Raw genomic sequence first — 22,182 nt, 5'->3', positions numbered from 1 at the left:
TGGTCTGGCTGGATCCCTGTGACGAACACAGGGATGAGCCGCGGCGGGTATCCCGAATCTCAACAGGTCTTAGAACGCCGCCCGGTAGATCTCCAGCACATCGGCCTCGCTCATGTCGACCGGATTGTTGTCCATCAGCCGCCGGATCGCATGCGCATCCGCGGCAAAGCGCGGCAGGTCGGCCGCCTTCGCGCCGTTGACGGCCAGAGACATCTCTATGCCGAGGCCGGCGCAGAAATCTTTCGCGGCCGACAGCAGATCACGTTGCGAGAGACCCTGCCCGAGCCCGAGGGCATCCGCGACTTCCGCCGTCTTTGCCGCAGCGGACGGCTGGTTGAAGGCGAGCACATGCGGAAAGATGATCGCATTGGCGAGACCGTGCGGCAGATGCAAGAGCGTGCCGAGCGGATAGGAGATGGCGTGCCCGGCCGCCGTGTTGACGGGGCCGAGGCATATGCCGCCGTAATAGGAAGCCAGCATCATGCCCTCGCGCGCCTCGGTATCTTCGCCGTCGCGCACGGCACGGGCGAGATATTTGCCGACGAGGTTGAACCCCATGCGGGCGAAGCCGTCGATCATCGTATGGGCTTTGCGGTTGGTGAAGGCCTCGACGCAATGGGCCATGGCATCCACGCCGGTCGCCGCGGTGACCGCAGGCGGCACGCTGTAGGTGAGTTCCGGATCGAGCACGGCGAGGTCGGCGATCATGTGCGGGCTTTCGACCGCGATCTTGCTGCCCTTGCCCGGGTCGGTGATCAGCGAACGGATCCCGGCCTCAGAACCCGTGCCGGCGGTCGTCGCGACCTGCGCAAGGCGCGTGTTGCGGCCGGCCACGCGATTGGGTCCGGCGACATCGGCGAGCGATTGCCCGGAGTCCCAGAGTACCGCGACCAGCTTGGCTACATCCATCACCGAGCCGCCGCCAAGACCGACGATCAGATCCGGGCGAGCGTTCCGCGCGGCTTCAAGCGCCGCCTCGAGCGTCGTGATATCCGGTTCGCCGGGGATGGCGTCGAATAAGGTGACCTTGCCCGAGAGCTTCAGGCTGTCGGCAAAGCGGGACGTGACCGGCGTCGCAATGACCAGGGTGGAGCCGGCCTGACCGGCCCACGCGCCGACTTCGCCGCGGCTTCCGGCGCCGACGACGAGCCGGCGCGGCTGATGGATCGTAATCATGACGCTGCCTTTCTGCTTGCCTGACCGGCCACGAGCTTGCGCGCATAGGCGATCGCGGAATTCAGGTTGCCGTGATTGGCGATACCCTTTCCGGCAATATCGAAGGCAGTCCCGTGATCGACGGAGGTGCGGTCGATCGGAAGATCTACGGATACGTTGACCGCCGTATCGAAGGCGACCAGCTTGATCGGGATATGACCCTGGTCGTGATATTGCGCGACGACCAGATCGAAGCCTCCCGAATAGGCGCGATGGAACACGGTATCGGCAGAGATCGGCCCCTGCACGTCGATGCCCTCTTCACGCGCGGCCGCCACCGCAGGCCCGATCTGATCATCGTCTTCCGTGCCGAACAGGCCGTTCTCGCCGCAATGCGGGTTGATGCCGGCGACCGCGATGCGCGGGTGCTCGTAGCCGATGCGCTTCAGGTGCGCGTTGCCGGCGCGGATCGTGGCAAGGACCCGCTCGGTGGTGGCGCGGCCGATCGCCTCCTTGAGCGACACATGGGTCGAGACGTGAATGACCTTGAGGCGCTCGGAGGCAAGCAGCATATAGGCGGCGCTCGATCCGGTCAGGCTGCGCAGCATGCCGGTATGGCCGTCGTAATGGTGGCCTGCCATATTGAGTGCTTCCTTGTTGATCGGCGCCGTGACGATGCAGCCGATGTTGCCGGCCTCGGCATCGCGTACCGCGCGCTCGATGAACCGGAAGGCTGCGTCGCCTGCCACTGCCGAAAGGCTACCCCAGGGGAGCGGCGCGCCCTCGACCGTAAGGTCGACGACATAGGGCTGAAGATCGACCGAGAGACCAAGCGCCTCCCTTGCAGCCTCGAGCGTCGCGAGGTTGCCGTAGATACGGGTCGCCTCCCGGTCAGCAGCCGACATCTCAGCAAGCGATCGGACCGTGATCTCCGGTCCGACGCCACAGGGATCGCCCATGGTGATGCCGATAATCTTGCTCATCAGTTTCTCCCCTCGTCGGCCCACCCGGGCGGCAGACGGACATATTTGATTGCCCGCCGATGGTAGGTGTAGGCGACGTGCAGGCTGCCGTCGTGTCCTTCCAGGAGCCACGGATAAGACATCTCCTTGTTGTGTCCATCGGTCGAATTGTTGGAAAGGCAGGTCCCCGGTCCGTCCTCGATCGCGATACGATCGGGGAAGGTCCGGCCGTCGTCGGCCGACAGGCAGACGCTCACCGGCGCCCGCGGCACGCCCCAGATCGGCACGCAGCCGCCTGAAGGATCGGCATCGGGCCGGCCGTCGTCGTCTCCGAGCTCGTCGTAAAGCGATGCGCGCCGGTCGGCCGAAAGGGCCGCATTCACCGGATTGCAGATCATCGCCAGCCGGCCGTCCCTGAGCCTGACGACCGCGATGGAGGAATTGTTGTTCGGCACGTCGGTCGGCGCCGGCAGGCTCCACGTCCGCCCGCCGTCGACGCTCTCGACGCGATAGACCTGGTCCGCTTGGCGGCGGCGGAAGAAAGCGGCGTAGCCGGTGTCGCCGACGCGCACCGGGCTCATGTGCACGCAACCGATCGAGCCGTTGAGATCGGCGAGCTGCCAGCTTCGGCCGCCATCGATCGAGACGCCGACGGCCGCATTGTCGTGGCTGCCGTTCCACTTCTGGCCGGGGCGCTGGATGCAGCGAAAGATCGGCAGAAGCCAGGCCCCGTCATCTCTGATGACCAGCGGCGCGCGGATAAAGCAGCCGCGCGGCAGGTCGAGATAGCGCCCCTCGGAAGCGGCAAGCCTCGTCGGATCAGCGGCATCCCTCTCGATTGCGGCCATACGGATGCGGCATTCGTCCTGGTTGCCCGAAGGCTGCGACGTGTGGAAAAGCCAGAGCCGCCCGTCGGGCGCCGTGAACAGCACCGGGTTCTGCTCTGAGTGCTCGGCATCGAAGCTCAGCCGCTGCGGCTCGCCCCATTGCGCGGCGTCTGGCGCGAGCACCGACGCGAAGATCGAAATGTCGGATTTTCCCTCGAGCGTCCCACCGAACCAGGCACAGACGAGACTTCCGTCCTCGAGCCTGTGCAGAAAGGCTGCGTGGTTCTGCACCATGGGCGAGGGCAGGAGCGATTCCAATCGCCCTCCCCCGGTCTCCCGGAGCTTGCCGGTCATTGCGTTTGCGATTTCGTCAGGCGTCATGAAAGCCTCCTCATGCATTGGACAATCGCGGAATTTCGAAAGTTGTCAAGTTTTCTATTTGTCTGCAGCGCGTTCAAGCCCGGGCCTATGTGCTACCAACATATTGTTTTTGCTACTTAGTTTCGAGATCAAAATTTTTCATCCCGGAATATCGGCGAAAACAATTTGACAAACTTGCTGAGAAATCGGATGGTCTGGACAATTCGGCGGCAGAAGGGCGCTTAGCGGCGAGGAGGCTGATTGCCGCTAATACCTGCATGGAGAGAGGCGCACGAAGGTCGCCGCGCCACACACGAGATCCTAGAGGGAGGAGAATGCAAATGAAAAGAACACTGATTATGGGAGCCCTCATGCTGGGCTCCGCGCTCGCCCCGGCCTTCGCGGCATCCGGGCCGGTCAAGATCGTTCTGCCGGAGGAGGCGGACCTGCTTGAACCCTGCATGGCCACGCGCTCGAATATCGGCCGCATCATCATGCAAAACGTCAGCGAGACTCTGACCGAGCTCGACGTTCGCGAGGGCAAGGGCCTGATGCCTCGTCTGGCGGAAAGCTGGGAGCAGAAGGAGGATGGCAGCTGGCGCTTCAATCTGCGCAAGGGCGTGAAGTTCTCCGACGGCACGGACTTCAACGCCAAGGACGTCAAGTACAGCTTCGACCGCGTGATGAGCGACAAGAATGCCTGCGAGTCGCGCCGCTATTTCGGCGGCATGAACATCAAGATCGACGTCGTCGACGACACGACCGTAGATTTCACGGTCGATCCGGTCCAGCCGATCCTGCCGCTGCTCCTGTCGTTGCTGACGATCGTGCCGGAAGAGACGCCGATGGAATTCGTGCGCGAGCCCGTCGGCACCGGCCCCTACAAGCTGACCGACTGGACGCCCGGACAGCAGATCGTGCTTTCCGCCCGGGACGACTACTGGGGCGAAAAGCCCGAGGTCACCGAGGCCACCTATCTGTTCCGCGCCGATCCTGCGGTCCGCGCCGCGATGGTCCAGACGGGTGAAGCCGACCTTTCCCCGTCGATCTCGCAGACCGAGGCGACCAACCCGGCCACCGACTTCTCTTATCTCGACAGCGAAACCGTCTATCTGCGCATCGACCACAATATCGAGCCGTTGAACGACGTCCGCATCCGTCGCGCTCTGAACCTTGCGATCGACCGCGAGGCCTTCCTCGGTACGCTGGTGCCTGACAGTGCCGTCCTCGCCACCGCGATCGTTCCGCCGCCGACGCTCGGCTGGAACCCCGACGTGAAGGTCTTCCCCTACGATCCCGAGCAGGCCAAGAAGCTCATCGAGGAGGCCAAGGCCGATGGCGTCAAGGTAGACACGCCGATCACCATCATCGCGCGCACGGCGAACTTTCCGAACGTGACCGAGATCATGGAGGCCATCCAGGCGCAGTTGCAGGAGGTCGGGCTCAAGGTCGAGCTCAAATTCGTAGAAGTCGCCGAGCACGAAGTCTATTATTCGAAGCCTTTCAAGGAAGGGCGCGGTCCCCAGCTGGTTGCGGCGATGCACGACAACTCGAAGGGTGACCCCTCCTTCTCGATGTTCTTCAAATACGACTCCGAAGGCACGCAGTCGGGCTTCTCCGATCCGAAGGTCGACGACCTGATCGCCCGTGCCTCGGCAGCCGTCGGCGACGAACGCGCCAAGCTCTGGTCCGAGGTCATCGCCTATGTCCATGACGAGGTGGTGGCAGACGTGCTGCTGTTCCACATGGTCGGTTTCTCGCGGGTGTCCGAGCGACTGGACTTCAAGCCTACGATGGCGACGAATTCCATGCTGCAGCTCTCCGAGATCAAGATCAAATGATCTGAACCGCGGACGAGCGGCCATTCGAAATGAAGACCTTCCGGCGGCGGGACCCCCGCCGCCTCATGCAAAATCGAGGGCTGCCATGCTCAGATTCATCCGCCAACGTGCGCTCGCAAGCCTGATCTCGCTCATCGGCCTGATCGTCATGGTATTCTTCCTGTCCCGGATGACCGGCGACCCGGCGGCCCTGTTTCTGCCCGTCGAAGCCTCCGCCGAGATGAAGGAGCAGTTCCGCGAGCTGCACGGACTGAACGATCCGATCCTCGTCCAGTTCGCGCGCTATGTGGGCGATGTCGTCACCGGCGACCTCGGCGAATCCCTGCGCAAGGCCCGCCCTGCGCTCGATGTCGTCCTCGAAGCCTTCACCTGGACACTCTGGCTTGCCGTCATCACGATGACGCTCGTCACGGGAGCGGCGATCGTCGTCGGCTCGCTGGGCGCCTTCCGCTCCGGCGGCTTCTTCGACCGGCTGTCCTCGATGGTCTCGCTCATCGGTGCGTCCGTCCCGGATTTCTGGCTGGCGATCGTCGCCATCGTCATCTTCTCGATCAACTTCGCGATCCTGCCGACATCCGGCACCGGATCGGTCGTGCACTGGATCCTGCCGATCGCGGTTCTCTTCGTCCGCCCCTTCGGCATCATCGTCCAGGTGGTTCGCGGTTCCATGGTCAGCGCGCTTTCCTCAGCCTATGTGAAGACCGCGCGGGCCAAGGGCGTGAAGTCCGGGCCGATCATCTTCATCCACGCACTGCGCAATGCGATGCTGCCCGTCATCACCGTGGTCGGCGACCAGGCGGCGAGCCTGCTGAACGGTGCGGTCGTGGTCGAGACTATCTTCGGCTTTCCCGGCGTCGGCAAGCTCATGATCGATTCCATCCTGCAACGCGATTTCAACGTGGTGCTGGCGGCGATCCTCGTCACGGCCATTGCGATCTTCCTCATGAACGTGCTGATCGACCTCGCCTATGCGCTGCTCGATCCGCGCATCCGGCATTGAGGAGGCAACGACCATGAGCCTGGCAACCACCGACAATGTCATCGCCGCAGAGCCGTCCTTCCCGGTCCGCATGATGCGCATGCTGCTGGCGGACAAGTTCGCGCTCTGCGCGGCGATCTTCCTTCTCGTCATTCTCACCATAGCCATCATCGGCCCGGCCTGGCTGGGCGACCTCGCGACGAAGCAGAACCTGCGCGGCCGCAACCTGCCGCCATTCGACTGGACCCGCACCTGGGTCTGGTGGATGGGGGCCGACGCGCTCGGCCGTCCGCTTTTCGCCCGTATCATCGTGGCCGCTCAGAACACCCTGATGGTCGCCGCCGGCGCCGTGATCCTCTCCTCGGTGATCGGCACCGTTCTCGGCCTCATCGCCGGCTTTTCCTCGCCGCGCATGAGCCAGATCATCATGCGTCTCGCCGACGTGATCATGTCCTTCCCGTCTCTGCTGATCGCGGTGATCGTACTCTATGTGCTCGGCTCCTCGATCCTCAACCTCATGCTGGTGCTCGCCATCACCCGCATTCCGGTCTATCTGCGCACCACGCGCGCCGAAGTGCTCGAGATCCGCGAGCGCATGTTCGTGCAGGCTGCCCGGGTCATGGGCGCCTCCAGCAAGCGAATCCTGTTCCGCCACATCCTGCCGGTCGTGCTGCCGACGCTGACGACGCTCGCCACGCTCGATTTCGCCTATGTCATGCTGGCGGAGAGCGCGCTGTCCTTCCTCGGCATCGGCATCCAGCCGCCGGAAATCACCTGGGGCCTGATGATCTCGCAGGGCCGGCAATATCTCACCAATGCCTGGTGGCTCTCCTTCTGGCCCGGCCTTGCCATCATTCTCACCACCATGTCGCTCAACCTGCTGTCCAACTGGATGCGGATCGCGCTCGATCCGGTACAGCGCTGGCGTCTCGAAATGAAGGGCGGCAAAAATGGCTGAACATCTGCTCGAGGTCCGTAACCTCTCCGTCGAATTCCACACCGCGGCCGGCGTGGTCCATGCGGTGAAGTCGATCTCCTATCACCTTGACAAAGGCGAAACGCTGGCGATCCTCGGCGAAAGCGGTTCCGGCAAGTCCGTCTCGTCCTCGGCGATCATGAACCTCATCGACATGCCGCCGGGCCGCATCAGTAGCGGCGAAATCCTGCTCGACGGCAGGGACCTGCTGACGATGCCTGCCGAGGAACGGCGCGAAGTCAACGGCCGCCGGGTCGCCATGATCTTTCAGGATCCGCTCAGCCACCTCAATCCGGTCTACAGCGTCGGCTGGCAGATCTCCGAAGCCATGACCACTCACGGGCTCGCCGGCAGCAAGGCGCGCGAAGAGGCGCTGCGGCTCCTTCGCCGCGTCGGAATCCCCGAGCCCGAGCGGGCAATGCGCAAATATCCGCACGAATTCTCCGGCGGTCAGCGCCAGCGCGTCATGATCGCCATGGCGCTGGCGCTCCGGCCGGACCTCCTGATCGCCGACGAACCGACCACCGCGCTCGACGTGACCGTGCAGGCGGAAGTGCTGAAGCTTCTGAAGGAACTGCAGCGCGAAACGGGCATGGCGGTGCTGATCATCACCCACGATCTCGGCGTCGTCTCCGAGATCGCCGACCGGGTCGTCGTGATGGAAAAGGGCGCCATCGTCGAAGCGGGAACCGTGCGCGAGATCTACAAGAACCCGCAGCATCCCTATACGCAGAAGCTCATCGCCGCCGCCCCCGGCAAGGGCGCGATGCACGAACCCGGCGCGCGCGCCGAACCCCTGCTCAGCGTGCGCGACGTGCGCAAGACCTACGGCTCCTTCGAAGCGCTGAAGGGCATCTCCTTCGATCTGATGCCCGGCGAGACCATGGCTGTCGTCGGAGAGAGCGGCTCCGGCAAATCGACGCTTGCCCGGGCCCTTTTGCGTCTCGACGAGCCGGACAGCGGCACGGCGCTCTGGAAGGGCCGCGACCTGTTCGCGCTTTCGCCGGCAGAGCTCTACAAGCTCAGGCGCGACCTCCAGATGGTGTTCCAGGACCCGACCCAGTCGCTCAACCCGCGCATGACGGTCTACCAGCTGATCTCCGAGGCATGGGTCATCCATCCGGACATCCTGCCCAAGGCAAAGTGGCGTGAACGCGTCGCGGAGCTCCTGGTGCAGGTCGGTCTTTCGGCCGAGCACATGAGCCGCTATCCGCACCAGTTTTCCGGCGGCCAGCGGCAGCGCATCGCCATTGCCCGGGCGCTTGCGCTCGAGCCGCAGCTGATCATCTGCGACGAGGCCGTTTCCGCGCTCGACGTCTCCGTCCAGGCGCAGGTGATCGAGCTTCTCGACAGGCTGCGCCGCGAGATGGGGATCGCCTTCATCTTCATCGCCCATGACCTGCCGGTCGTTCGCGATTTCGCCGATTACGTCATGGTCATGCAGCAGGGACAGGTCGTCGAGCTCGGCACCGTCCGCGAGGTCTTCGATACGCCGCGGCAGGCCTATACCCGCGCCCTTCTCGCGGCCAGCCTCAGTCCCGATCCGGATGCAAAGGCCGGCCACCTAGCATCGGTGCCGGCCGAGGCTGCCGACATTCTTATCCCAAAGCGGAGTCACTGATGTCCAAGAAAGCCTTCGTCGCCCTCGTCACCTGCTTCAACGAGGACGAGACCATCAATTACGAGGCGACCCGCGCCCAGGTACGCCGGCAGGTCGCCGCCGGCAACAATATCATGTGCGCCGGCACCAATGGCGACTTCACCGCGCTCACGCACGAGGAGAAGATCCGCCTCACCGAGGAAGTGGTCGACGAGGTCGGCGGCCGCGTCGATGTCATCGTCAATGCCGGCATGCCCGCGACCTTCGAGACGCTGCAGCTCGCGCGCGCCTTCGACCGCATCGGCGTCAGCGGCATTGCCGTCATCACCCCCTTCTTCATCGCCTGTACGCAGGACGGCCTGATCCGGCACTTCTCGACGGTCGCCGATGCCGTGGAGACCCCCGTCTATCTCTATGACATTCCCTCCCGCACCCAGAACCATATCGAGCCGGAGACGGCGTTGAAGCTTTCCGCGCACGGCAATATCGCCGGGATCAAGGATTCCGGCGGTGCGCAGGATACGCTCGAGGCCTATCTGCAGGTAGCGCGCGACGTGCCGGGCTTCGAAGTCTATTCCGGCCCCGACCATCTGGTTCTCTGGTCGCTGCAGAACGGTGCGGCCGGCTGCATTTCCGGCCTCGGCAATGCCATGCCGGAGGTGCTCGCCGGCATTCTCAGCGCGTTCAACAGCGGGAACATTGCGGAGGCGGAACGCCAGCAGGCAATCTACACCGCCTTCCGCACCGAGCTTTACGCCCTCGGCTTCCCGCCGGCCCTCGTCAAGCGCTCGCTCTACCTGCAGGATCCCTCCGTCGGCGCCTCCCGCCAGCCGGCACTGCTTCCGAGCGAGGAGCAGGACGCAAAAATCCGGGAAGTTCTGGTGCGGCACCGGCTGCTGTGAGAGCGGTCCCCACCCCGTTCATCTCGAAAGGTCTCGTTTACCTGACCGGTACAGGACCCACCCGGCAATCAGCATCAAGGCTCCCCAGAGAAGAAAGCCTGTGTCCCAGTAGACCCACTGATCGCGCGACACGGTCTCGTTGACATGATGCAGGCCGAGAATCTGGTGGTTGACGGTGCCCTCGATCAGGTTGAAGCCGCCAAACCCGATGAGGAAGGTACCGGCAATAAGCTTTGCCGACCAAAGCAGGGGTCTCCGCCGCCCCCTGCGCCACAGAACGATCAGGCCCAGCACGACGAAAACGTATGTGCCCACATGGAAGAGGCCGTCGAAGAACGTATTCAGCCTCAGATTTTCCAGGCTGTCGGGGGGAAAGCCTGCGCTGCTCAGCATATGATGCCACTGCAGTACCTGATGCAGAACGATGCCGTCGAAGAAGCCCCCGAGACCGAGGCCGAGGAGGATTCCGGCTGCAGCCGGAAATTCTGCGTTTTCTTTTGCGGTGTCGTCCAATGCCTGTACTCCGCTGATCAACCGCTCACAGAATGAATTCTTTCGAATTATTTATTAATTGATCAGTTTGATGAAATGTACTTTTCATTCCCTCTAAGCTGTCTTAATATTCTCCACGTCAGTAGAAGCGGTCAGCCGCGTTAGTATCTCACGATACAACATCCGGTCGGGAATTGCTGACATGCGATCGCGCAGACCGCAGCCCGACGGATCTTTCTGACCTCGCCTTCAGCAAAGTTGACGTCGAACTCCGGGGCGCTTCGCTCATGGACAATCCGTGAATTGGATTGACGGCAACTCTGGAGAGACTGATGATTATCGACATTAGCTGCTACCCGACCAAGATTGTGGATCTGGCCTGGCGGCACGATGGCGAGCCTTTTACAGGTGAGCGCCTCCTCAAGATGATGGACGGCCCTTATTATGTGAACGGGAAGCCGCGCCGCATCGACAAAGCTTTCATCCAGCCCCCGCAGGGCAACACCATTTACACCGACGGTTACGGCGATCTGACCGGCAAGGCGGCGATCCGGGACTACATGTCCTATACCGTCGAGCTCATTCAGAAATATCCGGACCGCTTCCTCGGCTGCTTCGTCTACAATCCCCGCTACGGCACGCAGAACGGCGCCGAAGAAATCGAGCACCACGCCAAGGAATACGGCTTCAAGATGGTGCAGCTTCAGGCGAACATGCATGCCTACCGTCCCGACCGGGCGCTCGACTGGCTGCGGCCCGCGATGCGGAAATGCGCCGACCTCGGCCTCATCGTGAAGGTGCATACCGGCGACGGACCCTACAGCATCCCGACCGAATTCTATCCGATCATCCGAGAGTTTCCGTCGGTCAATTTCGTCCTCGGGCATTTCGGCGTGCAGACGGGCGGCGTCTATGTCTTCGAGCCGTTCCAGATGGCGATGGATGCGCCGAACATCTATGTCGAATCCGGCTGGTGCCTGCAGTCGCGCATCGTCGAATTCGCCAAGGAACTGCCCAAGCACAAGATCCTGTTTGGCACCGACACGCCCCCGAACGAGCCGGGTATGTGGCTGCGCCTTCTCGAGGTGCTGTGCCACGAGCCGCCCCAGGGGCTGAACCTCGACGAGGATACGCTCGAGGACTACCTCGGCAACAACATCGCCCGGATGATCGGTCTCGATCCGACGCCGCCTCCACGCAGCGTGGAGGAGGCGCAGGCGCGCCTCAAGGGCACTCATGCCAGCCTTCAGCCGGCATGAGCCTCCCGCACGCGCGTTTCATGAAATCGGAGAAATAGCATGATCATCGATACCCACCTCCACCCGACCAATCTGGTCGACGAGGCATGGCGCCACACCGGCACGCCCTTCAACGGCGAGCGCATGCTGAAGCTGATGGACGGACCCTATATGATCAACGGCAAGCCTCGCCGGATCGACATGGGCTTCATCCAGCCGCCGCCCGGCAATACAGGTTATCGCGACGGCAACCGCATGGGCCGCGAAGGCATTCGCGATTACATGGCGTATATCGCCGAACTTTGCCAGAAATACCCGGACCGCTTCATCGGCAACTTCAACTACAATCCCCGCTGGGGGCCGGAAAACGGCGCGGCCGAGCTCGAATTCCATGTCAAGGAATACGGCTTCAAGATGCTGAAGCTGCATGCCAACATGCATGGTTACCGGCCCGACCGGGCCCTCGACTGGCTGCGCCCGGCGATGAAGAAGTGTGCGGAACTGGGAGTGGTCGTGCTCATCCACACTGGTGATGGGCCTTACACCATTCCGACGATGTTCTATCCGATCATTCGCGAGTTCCCGATGGTCAATTTCATTATCGGGCATTTCGGGATCCAGACCGGGGGCAACTACTCGTTCGAGTCCTTCTGGATGGCGATGGACACACCCAACGTCTACTGCGAGTCCGGTTGGTGCTTCCAATCCCGCATCGTCGAATTCGCGAAAGAGCTGCCGAAACACAAGATCGTCTTCGGTACGGACTCGCCGCCGAACGAGCCCGGCATGTGGCTGCGAGAGCTCGAGGTTCTCTGCCACGAACCGCCCCACGGCCTCGGCCTTTCCGAAGACGATCTCGAGGGCTATCTCGGCAACAACATCGCCAAGCTCGTCGGCATCGACCCGACCCCTCCGCCACGCAATCTCGAGGAAGCTCAGGCGCGCCTGACCGATACCTATGCGGGTCTGAGACGTGAGGAGCGCCAGCCTACTCCCGCCTGATCGGCCCTGGCCGATCCAAAAGTCAGAGCGGGATTCGGGCGGAACATCGCCCGCATTTTCCTCATCCCGCTCCAGGGCAGCGGCTCCCTCCAAGGCCGCTGCCCGCTCATGTGAAGTAAACGACACCGCGAAGGGCAGTATTATGGAGTTCGGCAGCCAGGACGTCCGCTACTTTCTCCGGGAATACCAGAAGGCGTATCCCGAAGACGTACTCACCATCGAAGACTGTATCACGGACGATCAGGACGCGTCGGCGTTCATCTGGAAGCTCAACCAGCAAGGCCGGGCGCCGCTCCTGCATTTCCGCAACGTCGAAGGCGTCGGCGGCGAAGTGATTGCCAACACCTTCGGATCGCGCGAGCGGATCGCCCGGATGTTCGGGACCTCCCAGGACCGGCTGCACGAAGCCTATCAGGCACGCTCGCGGCAAGCCCTGCCGCCGCGGCTGGTCGACGGCGGACCGGTCACCGAATGCGTGGAGGAGCACGACATCGACCTCGGCACCCTGCCGATGCTGAAGCACTTCGCGACCGACAGGGCGAAATACATCACCAGCGGCATAATCATCGCCGAGCATCCCGAAACCGGCGCCGGCAATCTCAGCTATCACCGCGCGATGATCCATTCGAAGAACGAGCTGGCGACGAGCCTGCATTCGCGCGGACATCTGTGGCGGCTGCTCAACATGGCCAAGGACCGCGGCGAGAAACTGAAGGTCGCCATGGTCATCGGCGCACATCCCCTCTTCATGATTGCAGCCTCGGCGCGCCTGGCGTTCGGTGAAGACGAGCGCGACGTCGCCGGCGGCCTCATTGGCGAGCCGCTCGAGGTGGTACGGACGCCGAAATACGGCATCCGGGTTCCGGCCTATGCCGAAATCGTCCTGGAAGGGGTGATCGAGCCCGAAGCGCAGGTTGCCGAGGGGCCCTTCGGAGAGTTCACCGGCTACTCGTCCGACCGGTCGACGAACAATCTGTTTCGCGTCGAGACCTTCCTGCGCCGCAAGGACGCAATCCTGGTCAGCGTTGCCGGCGGCAACTCGTCCGAACACCTTAATCTCGGCCGGGTTCCGCGTGAGGCGGAGATGGTGGAAAAGCTGAAGCAACGCTTCCCGAGCGTGACGGCGGTGCACTATCCGGCATCCGGCACGCATTTTCATGCCTATGTCGCCCTCAACCAGACGAGGCCCGGCGAGGCCCGCCAGATCATGCTCGGGCTGCTCGGCTGGGACGCCTATCTGAAGACGGTCATCGCAGTCGATGCCGACGTGGACATCACGCGGGACTCCGACGTGCTTTGGGCCATGTCCGCCCATTTCCAGCCGCACAAGGATGTCGTCATCATCGAAGGACTGCCCGGCAACGCGCTCGATCCTTCGGCATCCGGTATCGGTACGACGTCCCGCATGGGCCTCGACGCGACCCGCGGGCCTGATTTTCACGGCGTGCTCGCCAGGATCGACGAGGTCGCCTTCGACCGCGCTTCGACGATTCTCGCGAAACTCGGCCGTCCTTGGACTGAATAGCGGCGCTTGGAGGTGAGAGCGATGAAGGCGGACCGGGAACAGAGAAAGCGGATCATCGTCGGCATCAGCGGCGCCTCCGGCGTGATATACGGCATCCGGCTCCTGGAGATCCTGCGGGATCTGGACATCGAGACGCATCTGGTGATGAGCCGTGCCGCCCAGATCACGCTGGCGATGGAAACGGACTTCAAGGTCGCCGACGTCGAAGCCCTGGCCGCCTACGTCCATTCCAACAAGGACATCGGCGCTTCGTGCTCCAGCGGTTCTTTCCGCACGCTCGGGATGATCGTTGCACCCTGCTCGATCAAGACCCTGTCGGAAATCGCGACCGGCGTAACCTCCGGCTTACTGTCCCGGGCAGCGGATGTAACACTGAAGGAACGCCGCCGGCTGGTTCTCATGCTGCGCGAGACGCCATTGCATATCGGCCATATTCGTTCGATGGCCCAGGCGACGGAGGCGGGAGCGATCATCTGTCCCCCCGTGCCGGCGTTCTATGCCCGTCCGCAGACGCTGGACGAAATGGTCAATCATACCGTGGCCCGCGTCCTCGATCTCTTCGATATCGATACCGGGCTCGCACATCGATGGAGCGGGCGGCGCGCTGCCGTCCCTGACACTCGACGTGAAGATGTCGAGGTGAAGATGAGGTGAGGAATACCGCCCGTTCATCGGCCGGAGGAGGGTCGGGGTTCGGCGGAAGGCTCTTGGAAAAACAATGGGAGGAGCGAAATGAATACGGACTCGAAGTGCGATGCTATCGAAGCAATGTTTCCCGCGCCGAAACTGGCGGCGCTCGGCCTGCAGCATGTCCTGGTGATGTATGCCGGTGCCATCGCGGTTCCCCTGATCATCGGCAGCGCGCTGAATCTCTCCAAGGATCAGATCGCCATGCTGATCAGCGCGGATCTTTTCTGCTGCGGCATCGTCACCCTCATCCAGTGTCTCGGCATCTGGAACGTCGGCGCGCGCCTGCCGATCATGATGGGCATCGGCTTTACCGCGGTTCCCCCGATCATCGCCACGGGCACGGATCCGGACCTCGGAATGCCCGGCGTTCTTGGTGCGGTGATCGCATCCGGCGTGTTCACACTTCTGGCCGCCCCCTACTTCAGCCGCTGGGTTCGCTTCTTTCCGGCGGTGGTGACCGGAACGGTGATGCTGGTCATCGGCTTGTCGCTGATGCGGGTCGGAGTAAACTGGGCGGCGGGCGGACAGCCCATGATAAAAGGCCCCGACGGGCTCATTCCCAATCCGGCCTACGGTGAGCCCTTCGCTCTTGCGGTCGCTGCGATCGTGCTGGTCTCCATTCTCCTGATGACCCGCTTTCTCAAGGGATTTCTCGCAAACCTCGCCGTTCTGTTCGGCATAGGGATCGGATTTGCGATCGCCGTCGCTTTCGGAAAGGTAGATTTCCAGGGCGTCGCCGATGCGAGCTGGGTCACGGTGGTGACGCCGTTCGCCTTCGGCATGCCGATATTCGACCTGTGGGCGACTGTTGCGCTCTGCACGGTCATGATCGTCATGATGATCGAAGCGACCGGCCAGATCCTGGCCGTCGGCGACATGGCAGGCCGCACGATCAGCGAAGCCGACCTGGCGCGGGGGCTGCGCACGGATGGTCTCGGCAACATTATCGGCGGAATCTTCAACACCTTCACATACACCACATATGCCCAGAATGTGGGCCTGCTCCAGATCACTGGTGTGATGAGCCGCTGGGCGGTTGCCGCGGGCGGCGTGGTGCTCATCCTTCTGGGCTGCCTGCCGAAGATCGCATTCATTACCGCGTCGATACCGAGCTATGTCGTCGGGGGCGCCGCGATCGTGATGTTCGGCATGGTCTCGGCGACGGGCGTCAAGATCCTCGCCCGCGTCAACTTCGTGGACAACCGCCGCAACCTCTACATCGTCGCCGTCAGCGTCGGCCTCGCGATGATCCCGGTGGTCGCGGACAAGATCTTCGCCCAGCTGCCGGAGTTCATCGACCGGTTCTTCCACAGCGGCGTTCTCGTCGGAACCTTCTCGGCGGTGCTGCTCAACCTGCTCTTCAACGGCGTTCCTCCGCGCGAGGAGGTGCAGCCGGATTTGCTCGGTGAGGGCGCCATGCGGCATCCCGGCTAGGCGCAGCCGGAAGTGAATGCACAACATGCACCGCCCCCGGCCAGGCGGGGGCGGTGCGGTTTTATGCAAGGTCCATCAAAGAGGGTGCTCCTCGCCTTTTCCGGTCCGGCTGCGTCCAGTGGGATCCGCTGTTCCCGCTCAAACACGACAAATCCGCCGAAGCCTCCCGGCCTCGGCGGATTCTCGTCATTCCCCCGGATCAATTATCCGTATCGTCCGCCGAGGCAAGGCAACGCTCCAGTCCTTTCTCCAGCGCCGCCCGGTCGAGGTTGCGGCCGATGAAGACCAGCTTCGTATAAGGCATGTCCTTCCCCCAGACATGGTCCGGACGGAAGTCCATCAGCTTGTGCACCGCTTGGAGCACAAAGAAGCGAGGATCGCCGGCAATCGCTATGATGCCTTTGGTTCGGAAGATGTCGTCGCCTTCCTCCCGAAGCAGGCCCGAGAGGTAGTCCGTCAGGCGGCCCTGGTCGAAAGGCCGGTCGAAGACGAAGGATTCCGAGCTGACCGTCGCGTCATGCAGGTGATGGTCATGGTGGTGATGATCGTGGTGGTGATGATGATCGAGGTCGAGCAGCTTGGCCCGTTCGGCCACGTAGGACGGCGCGAAGCCGGAAATGCCGAGAATGCTCGACAGATCCACCCTGCCGTAGCTCGAGCGTACGATTTCGGCCGTCTGGTTGAGCTTGCGCATGCCGCGCTCGAGCGGAGCGATCTCTAATTCCGACACGAGGTCGATCTTGTTGATGATGATGCGGTCGGCGGCGACGATCTGGTCGACAGCCTGGTTGTCGCGCCCATCGAGCACGGGATCGTCGATATGCTGGCCTATGTGCTTGGCATCGACCAGCGTCACGATGCCGTCCAGCGTTACGTGCTTGCCGATTTCGTCATCGATGAAGAAAGCCGTCGCGACGGGGGTCGGATCGGCAAGCCCGCTGGTCTCGACAAGGATGTGGTCGAACTTGTCCTTTCGGGCAAGCAGCTTCTGCAGAACCTCGATCAGGTCGTTGCGCACATCGACGAAGCAGCAGATGCAGCCGTTCTTCATCTGGTAGATTTCTTCCTCGGAGGCGAGCACGAGATCCGAGTCCACATCCACCTCGCCGAACTCGTTCTCGATCACCGCGATGCGGTGACCGTGCCGTTCCGTCAATATGTGGTTGAGAAGCGTTGTCTTTCCGGCGCCGAGGAAGCCGGTCAGGATGGTCACGGGAATTTTGCTGTCCTGAAGATGGTTGGTCTGCATCACTGCCTCGTTTCGTTGGCTTTGGACTTGAGAGCGTTCAACACCTGCTCGGGCGTTATCGGGTAGTGGTGGAAGCGGACGCCGATGGCGTCGTAGATGGCGTTGGCGATGGCGGGCCCGATCGCGATGATCGGATCCTCGCCGACGCCCTTGGCACCGTAGGGACCGCCGGGATCCGGTGCCGTCTCGAGGATGATGGTGCGGATGGACGGCATGTCCATCGACAGGGGCATCTTGTAATCGACGAAGCTCGGATTGAGGGAACGGCCATCGGTAAGGTCGATGACGTAATCCTCGCTGAGGGTGTGGCCGATGCCCTGCTGAATGCCACCCTCGATTTGTCCGGCCGCGGCGATCGGATGGATGACCCTGCCGATCTCATGTACCGGAACGACCTCGAGAACGGCCACCTCGCCGGTCTCGGTGTCCACCTCGACTTCGGCGAAATGGGCGGCGAAGGAGTAGGACTTCGTCGGCATGTAGGTGCCTACGCCGACCAGTTGCACCGCCGGCATCCCCCGTTGCGGCCCGACGGCCTCGGAAAGCCGGATGCTGCGGTTGGAGCCGTTGGTGACGACCACGAAACCGTCCCGGATCGCGAGATTCTCGGGCTCGGCCTTGAGCATGGGCGCGGCGTGTTCGAGCACTTGTCTGCGCACGTCGGCGGCCGCGAGCTGAGCCGCCCGTCCGCCGAGATAGGTCGTGTGGCTGGCGAAGGCACCGATATCCCAGGGGACGATATCGGTGTCCCCTTGAACGACCGAGACGGCTTCGAAGGGCACGCCGAGTTCCTCGGCGACGATCTGCGAAAGGGCCGTATGCGCGCCGGTGCCGAGGCCGGCGGTGCCGGTGATCAGTGTCACCGTTCCGTCCTCGTTCATCTTCACGATTGCGTTGCCCTGTTCCTTGATGCCCGGATAGGCACTGGATCCGTGCATTTCGCAGCCGATCCCGATCCCGCGGCGCTTGACGGTTTCCGGCTTCTCCCGCCTGCGCAATCCGTGCCAGTTCGTCTCCTCCATGACGCGGCGGATGCAATCCCCGAGGCCGTGTCCGACGATCGGATGCCCGGAGGGTGCGATGTCGCCCTCGCGCACCGCGTTCATCAACTTGAACTCGGCCGGGTCGAAGCCGAGCTTCTCGGCCGCCTCGTCCATCATGAGGTCGAGCGCATAGTAGGTCTGAACCACACCATAGCCGCGAAAGGCGCCGGCGATCGGCGAATTGGTATAGATGCAGCAGCCTTCCAGCCGGACATTCTCGCAACGGTAGAGCGAGGTCAGCGCTGCGGTGCCGACATTGGTGACGCCTGGACCGTGCGAGCCGTAGGCGCCGGAGTTGAAGGTGACCCTGGCTTCGCGTGCGACGATCCGGCCGTCTTTGGTGAAGCCCTGCTTCAGCCATATCTTGCCGGGGTGTCGCGAGCGGCCGCCGAGGAACGTTTCCTTGCGGCTGAACTCCATCTTGACAGGACGCCCCGTCTGTCGCGCGAGCAGGGCGCAGAGGAACTCGTTCTGAAACAGATCCTGCTTCGCGCCGAAGCCGCCGCCCATGTGATCGACGATAACGCGTACCTTGTTCAGCGGCACGCCGAGCACTTCGGCAAGCGTGCCGCGGACCATGAATGCGCTCTGGGTCGAGGTCCACATGGTGAGCTTGCCGTTGCCGTCCCACTGGCTGACACAGACATTGGGCTCCATATAGGCCGGTGTCGGGCGTCCGAGATCGTATTCGCGCTCGAGGATCAGATCCGCTTCGGCGAAACCCCCGTCGACGTTGCCGCGGGTGACGAAGACCGGCGGCAACACCTGGTTCCGGTCGAGACCATTCTCATGGATCGGCGGGGCGCCGGGCACCGATGCGGCTTCGATTGTGAAGAGGCCGGGCAAGGGCTCGTACTCGACCTCGATGAGCGCGACCGCGCGCTCAGCGATTTCCCCGCTGACGGCAGCGACTGCGGCGACGCCCTCGCCCCAATATCGCACCCTGTCATCCAGGATGTACTGATCCTTGGTAACCGATGCCGAGCGCGGATGCGGTGAGCCCGCATGCAAAACGCGCGGCACGTTCTCGTGCGTCAGCACCGCCTTGACGCCCTTGAGCGCCAGCGCCTTGCTCGTGTCGATGCTCCTGATGCGCGCATGCGCGATGTTGCTGCGCTTCATCTTGGCGTGGAGCATGCCGGGCAAGGCGACGTCGCCTGCATATCTGGCCGTCCCCGTGACCTTCTCCAGAGTATCGGAACGCTTGACGCTCTTGCCCACGACGGTGAAGTCCCGGTCGGACAGGTCTCTATCGATCCTTTCATATGTGTTCATAGCGTCCCCGCCTTTCTCAGTTCCTCGGCCGTGGCCCGAACAGCGTCGATGATCTTGGTGTAGCCGGTGCAGCGGCAGATATTGCCGGCCAGAGCGAAGCGGATTTCGTCCTCGCTCGGGTCCGGGTTTTCGTCGAGCAGCGCCTTGGCCATCATGATGATGCCCGGCGTGCAGAAGCCGCACTGCGCACCGCCGTGCTCCATGAATTTCTGTTGCAGGAGGTGCGGCTGGTCATAGGCCGGCTGCAGGCCTTCGATGGTCTCGATCGTCGCACCTTCGGCCTCGATGGCGAGCACCAGACAGGCATTGACCGGCCTTCCGTCCATGATGACCGTGCAGGCACCGCAGTCGCCGACGTCGCAGCCTTTCTTGGTTCCGGTGAGACTGCCTTCGTTGCGTAGCGCATCGAGCAGCGTGCGGTTGGGAACGACCGCGAGTTCACGGGCCTCGCCATTGACCGTCATCGAAACGAGCCGGTTCATTGGGCACCTCCCATGGCGTAACCGATTGCCCGGCGCGTCAGCACGCCGACCATGTCGCGGCGGTAGGCCGCACTTGCCCGCACATTGCCGATGGGAGTGGCTTCCTGCATTGCGCTTTCCGCAGCTTCGGCCAGCAGCGCCGCGTCGATCCTGCGTCCCCTGATAAGGTCCTCGGTCCTGCGGGCGCGGATCACGGTCGGCGCCACGGCGCCGAGCGCGATGCGGATGTCCGAACATTGTCCGGCGACATGCTCGATGCTGACGGCAACGCCGACGGTCGCGAGTTCCATCGCCTTGCGGCGGCCGTGCTTGATGTAGGCGCGGCCGCTCGTCGGGCGGGGCGCCGGCAGGGATATGCCGGTTACGATATCTCCGGGCGAAAGAACCGTCCGGCCGGGACCGGTGAAGAAGTCCTCGAGCAGAATGGTCCGCTCGGTGCCTCCATTATAGACGGACAGGCTGGCGCCGTCGGCGATCAGGGGCGGGATCGTGTCGGCCGAGGGGGAGGCGCGACAGATGTTGCCGACAATGGTTGCCCGGTTGCGCACCTGTACCGAGCCGAGGAGGCTTACCGCCTTGGCGAGGTTCGGATAGTTGCCGATGACGTGCGGCGAGGTCTCTATCTCCCGGACCGTCACCAGCGCGCCAAAGCGAAGCCCGGCGGCCGGATCATAGGTAAAATCCCTCAGGTTCGGGATCTTCTTGATGTTGACGAGATGAAGGACGCTGCGAAGCTCCTCCTTCATCTCGACGAGCAGATCGGTGCCGCCCGCGATGATGCTGGCATCCTTGCCGAGCCGCCTCAGCAGATCGCTGGCCTCCGCCAGGCTCGCCGGCTCGTAATATTCGAACGGTTTCATGCATTCCTCCTCCCAAAAACAGCGGTACGCCGCCGCGTTCCGCACTTGATTCAATCGATACCGGCGTCACCATCCTCCCGTTGTGCGCTTTCGCCGGACGCGGCGTTGGCCTGAACGGAGCGAAACGCCTGCATGGCCGCGGCGCGATCGGCCACCAGTTCACGTTCCAAGGCCCGAAGGTGCTCCATATTGAGGCGGGCGGCCCTTTCGCCGTCTCCGCTCGCTATCGCTTCGACGATCTCGGAATGCGCGTGATTGCCGCAGAATCGCGGCTCGGTATCCGGCCTCGACCAGGAGAGCAGCGGCTGGCGGTTGATGAGATCGCGTATCACCCCCGTCAGCACGTCGTTGCCGGCCATTTCCGCCAGAAGCAGATGGAACCGCCGGGACAGATGCCGGGCTTCTTCCATGCGGCCCTCTTCATAGGCGTTGCGTTCGTCCTCCACGAACGACCGCAGGCGCGCACGCTCCGTCTCGCCGATCGTGCCGGCGAGCTTCTCGACCGTCGCCGTCTCGATCACGATGCGCGCGTCGAATATCTGCCGCGCTTCGTCGGGCGAACACATGGCGATGGACGCTCCCTTGTTGGGGCTGAGTTCCACCAGCCCCGCATGCGCCAGCCGCATGAGCCCGTTGCGTATGGCCGACCTGCTGGCGCCGGAGGCGATCGCCAGCTCGCGCTCGATCAGTCTGGCGCCGGGGGCCACCCGATGATGCATTATCGCCTCGACGATGACCTGGACGACACGTTGCTCGGCCTCCGGCCCGCTCATCGCGGCCCCGGCAGGGGGACGGTATCTTGCACTCCTGAAAAAGGGCGACGCGGCCATCCGAAACACTCCAGATTAGATTGTCAACAATCTATACTTGGATGCCTGGATGTCAACGTTATGTATTATCGCGCCGCTAAACGCGTAAATGTATGGCTTAAAAGTATTCTCCTCGCGAATTGCATGACTTGGTCGCGGTTCCTGGCGCGTAACCATACACAAATTTGCAGAAATGAAATCACTTCCGGAATTTCTGCGGATCGCATCTCCGCAGAAACACCTGCTTGGTAGCCGATAATACGATTTTCTTGGCGGATAAAAACACTGACGCGTGATAATATATTATATCGTTCCTTTTGATATCGCGCACTGCACTGACGGATGCGGTGCCGTGGGAACATTCATGAGAAAACCGAAACAATATATATCTATTATGAAATTGCCTCAATAATCGTCGCTTCTTAGTCTCCATCCAGATGGAATGACCCAGACGGAACGGGTCAGACGGAATGGAATGGAG

The 22,182-nt window shown here is 62.7% G+C and carries 19 protein-coding genes; 10 read left to right on the top strand and 9 right to left on the bottom strand.

Annotated elements, in window-relative coordinates:
• Positions 1 to 69: 69 nt before the first annotated feature.
• Genes M1D43_RS17820 through M1D43_RS17810 form a run of 3 tightly spaced genes read right to left on the bottom strand, consistent with a single transcriptional unit; the run spans position 70 to position 3,325 of the window.
• Entirely contained in the window at positions 70 to 1,176 is a 1,107-nt protein-coding gene (locus M1D43_RS17820) for an iron-containing alcohol dehydrogenase (RefSeq protein ID WP_027990000.1), read from the bottom strand.
• On the bottom strand, positions 1,173 to 2,138 hold the full coding sequence (gene pdxA, locus M1D43_RS17815; protein ID WP_003532057.1) for a 4-hydroxythreonine-4-phosphate dehydrogenase PdxA: 966 nt from the start codon (positions 2,136 to 2,138) through the stop codon (positions 1,173 to 1,175). Before pdxA ends, M1D43_RS17820 begins: the two co-directional genes overlap by 4 nt.
• Complete coding sequence (locus M1D43_RS17810) at positions 2,138 to 3,325, bottom strand: sialidase family protein (RefSeq protein ID WP_014527602.1); 1,188 nt, start codon at positions 3,323 to 3,325, stop codon at positions 2,138 to 2,140. Before M1D43_RS17810 ends, pdxA begins: the two co-directional genes overlap by 1 nt.
• A 320-nt stretch (positions 3,326 to 3,645) precedes the next feature.
• On the opposite strand from M1D43_RS17810, the gene M1D43_RS17805 reads away from it, so the two are divergent.
• The 5 genes from M1D43_RS17805 (at position 3,646) to M1D43_RS17785 (ending at position 9,602) form a co-directional block, all read left to right on the top strand.
• The gene (locus M1D43_RS17805) at positions 3,646 to 5,145 is read left to right on the top strand and encodes an ABC transporter substrate-binding protein (RefSeq protein WP_013850154.1); all 1,500 of its coding nucleotides are present in this window, start codon (positions 3,646 to 3,648) and stop codon (positions 5,143 to 5,145) included.
• A gap of 85 nt (positions 5,146 to 5,230) precedes the next feature.
• A complete protein-coding gene (locus M1D43_RS17800) occupies positions 5,231 to 6,145 on the top strand; it encodes an ABC transporter permease (RefSeq protein ID WP_003532054.1) in 915 nt (304 codons plus the stop codon).
• Positions 6,146 to 6,158: 13 nt separating this feature from the next.
• Positions 6,159 to 7,082 (top strand): ABC transporter permease, encoded by a 924-nt coding sequence (locus tag M1D43_RS17795; RefSeq protein ID WP_014527603.1) that lies wholly within the window; start codon positions 6,159 to 6,161, stop codon positions 7,080 to 7,082.
• Positions 7,075 to 8,721, top strand: coding sequence for an ABC transporter ATP-binding protein (locus M1D43_RS17790; protein WP_014527604.1), 1,647 nt, complete (start codon positions 7,075 to 7,077; stop codon positions 8,719 to 8,721). Before M1D43_RS17795 ends, M1D43_RS17790 begins: the two co-directional genes overlap by 8 nt.
• Positions 8,721 to 9,602 (top strand): dihydrodipicolinate synthase family protein, encoded by an 882-nt coding sequence (locus M1D43_RS17785; protein WP_014527605.1) that lies wholly within the window; start codon positions 8,721 to 8,723, stop codon positions 9,600 to 9,602. Before M1D43_RS17790 ends, M1D43_RS17785 begins: the two co-directional genes overlap by 1 nt.
• Positions 9,603 to 9,620: 18 nt before the next feature.
• On the opposite strand, the gene M1D43_RS17780 is transcribed toward M1D43_RS17785, so the two are convergent.
• Entirely contained in the window at positions 9,621 to 10,115 is a 495-nt protein-coding gene (locus M1D43_RS17780) for a DUF2243 domain-containing protein (protein WP_014527606.1), read from the bottom strand.
• A gap of 311 nt (positions 10,116 to 10,426) precedes the next feature.
• Here M1D43_RS17780 and M1D43_RS17775 point away from each other — a divergent pair, with 311 nt between their 5' ends.
• The 5 genes from M1D43_RS17775 to M1D43_RS17755 all read left to right on the top strand — a co-directional run bounded on the left by M1D43_RS17775 (position 10,427) and on the right by M1D43_RS17755 (position 15,983).
• A complete protein-coding gene (locus tag M1D43_RS17775; RefSeq protein ID WP_014527607.1) occupies positions 10,427 to 11,353 on the top strand; it encodes an amidohydrolase family protein in 927 nt (308 codons plus the stop codon).
• Positions 11,354 to 11,392: 39 nt separating this feature from the next.
• On the top strand, positions 11,393 to 12,334 hold the full coding sequence (locus M1D43_RS17770) for an amidohydrolase family protein (RefSeq protein ID WP_003532048.1): 942 nt from the start codon (positions 11,393 to 11,395) through the stop codon (positions 12,332 to 12,334).
• Positions 12,335 to 12,476: 142 nt separating this feature from the next.
• On the top strand, positions 12,477 to 13,859 hold the full coding sequence (locus M1D43_RS17765; RefSeq protein WP_027989999.1) for a UbiD family decarboxylase: 1,383 nt from the start codon (positions 12,477 to 12,479) through the stop codon (positions 13,857 to 13,859).
• Positions 13,860 to 13,880: 21 nt separating this feature from the next.
• Positions 13,881 to 14,513 (top strand): UbiX family flavin prenyltransferase, encoded by a 633-nt coding sequence (locus tag M1D43_RS17760; protein ID WP_014527609.1) that lies wholly within the window; start codon positions 13,881 to 13,883, stop codon positions 14,511 to 14,513.
• A gap of 78 nt (positions 14,514 to 14,591) precedes the next feature.
• Positions 14,592 to 15,983, top strand: a complete 1,392-nt coding sequence (locus M1D43_RS17755; protein ID WP_003532045.1) for a nucleobase:cation symporter-2 family protein — start codon at positions 14,592 to 14,594, stop codon at positions 15,981 to 15,983.
• Positions 15,984 to 16,182: 199 nt separating this feature from the next.
• Here the strand turns inward: M1D43_RS17755 and M1D43_RS17750 are convergent, their stop codons facing one another.
• From M1D43_RS17750 to M1D43_RS17730, 5 genes are read right to left on the bottom strand one after another with little or no spacing between them, the layout of a single operon-like run.
• Positions 16,183 to 17,232, bottom strand: coding sequence for a CobW family GTP-binding protein (locus tag M1D43_RS17750; protein ID WP_014527610.1), 1,050 nt, complete (start codon positions 17,230 to 17,232; stop codon positions 16,183 to 16,185).
• Complete coding sequence (locus M1D43_RS17745; protein ID WP_027989998.1) at positions 17,232 to 19,550, bottom strand: xanthine dehydrogenase family protein molybdopterin-binding subunit; 2,319 nt, start codon at positions 19,548 to 19,550, stop codon at positions 17,232 to 17,234. Before M1D43_RS17745 ends, M1D43_RS17750 begins: the two co-directional genes overlap by 1 nt.
• Positions 19,547 to 20,032: a (2Fe-2S)-binding protein gene (locus tag M1D43_RS17740; protein WP_010975049.1), complete on the bottom strand. Its 486-nt coding sequence runs from the start codon at positions 20,030 to 20,032 to the stop codon at positions 19,547 to 19,549. The genes M1D43_RS17745 and M1D43_RS17740 overlap by 4 nt, the downstream gene beginning before the upstream one ends.
• Positions 20,029 to 20,892: an FAD binding domain-containing protein gene (locus tag M1D43_RS17735; RefSeq protein WP_003532039.1), complete on the bottom strand. Its 864-nt coding sequence runs from the start codon at positions 20,890 to 20,892 to the stop codon at positions 20,029 to 20,031. Before M1D43_RS17735 ends, M1D43_RS17740 begins: the two co-directional genes overlap by 4 nt.
• Positions 20,893 to 20,942: 50 nt before the next feature.
• Complete coding sequence (locus M1D43_RS17730) at positions 20,943 to 21,722, bottom strand: GntR family transcriptional regulator (protein ID WP_010975048.1); 780 nt, start codon at positions 21,720 to 21,722, stop codon at positions 20,943 to 20,945.
• Positions 21,723 to 22,182: the final 460 nt, after the last annotated feature.

It is taken from the genome of Ensifer sp. R1-3 (genome assembly GCF_056739175.1).
This window is presented reverse-complemented; position numbering and strand designations above follow the sequence as displayed.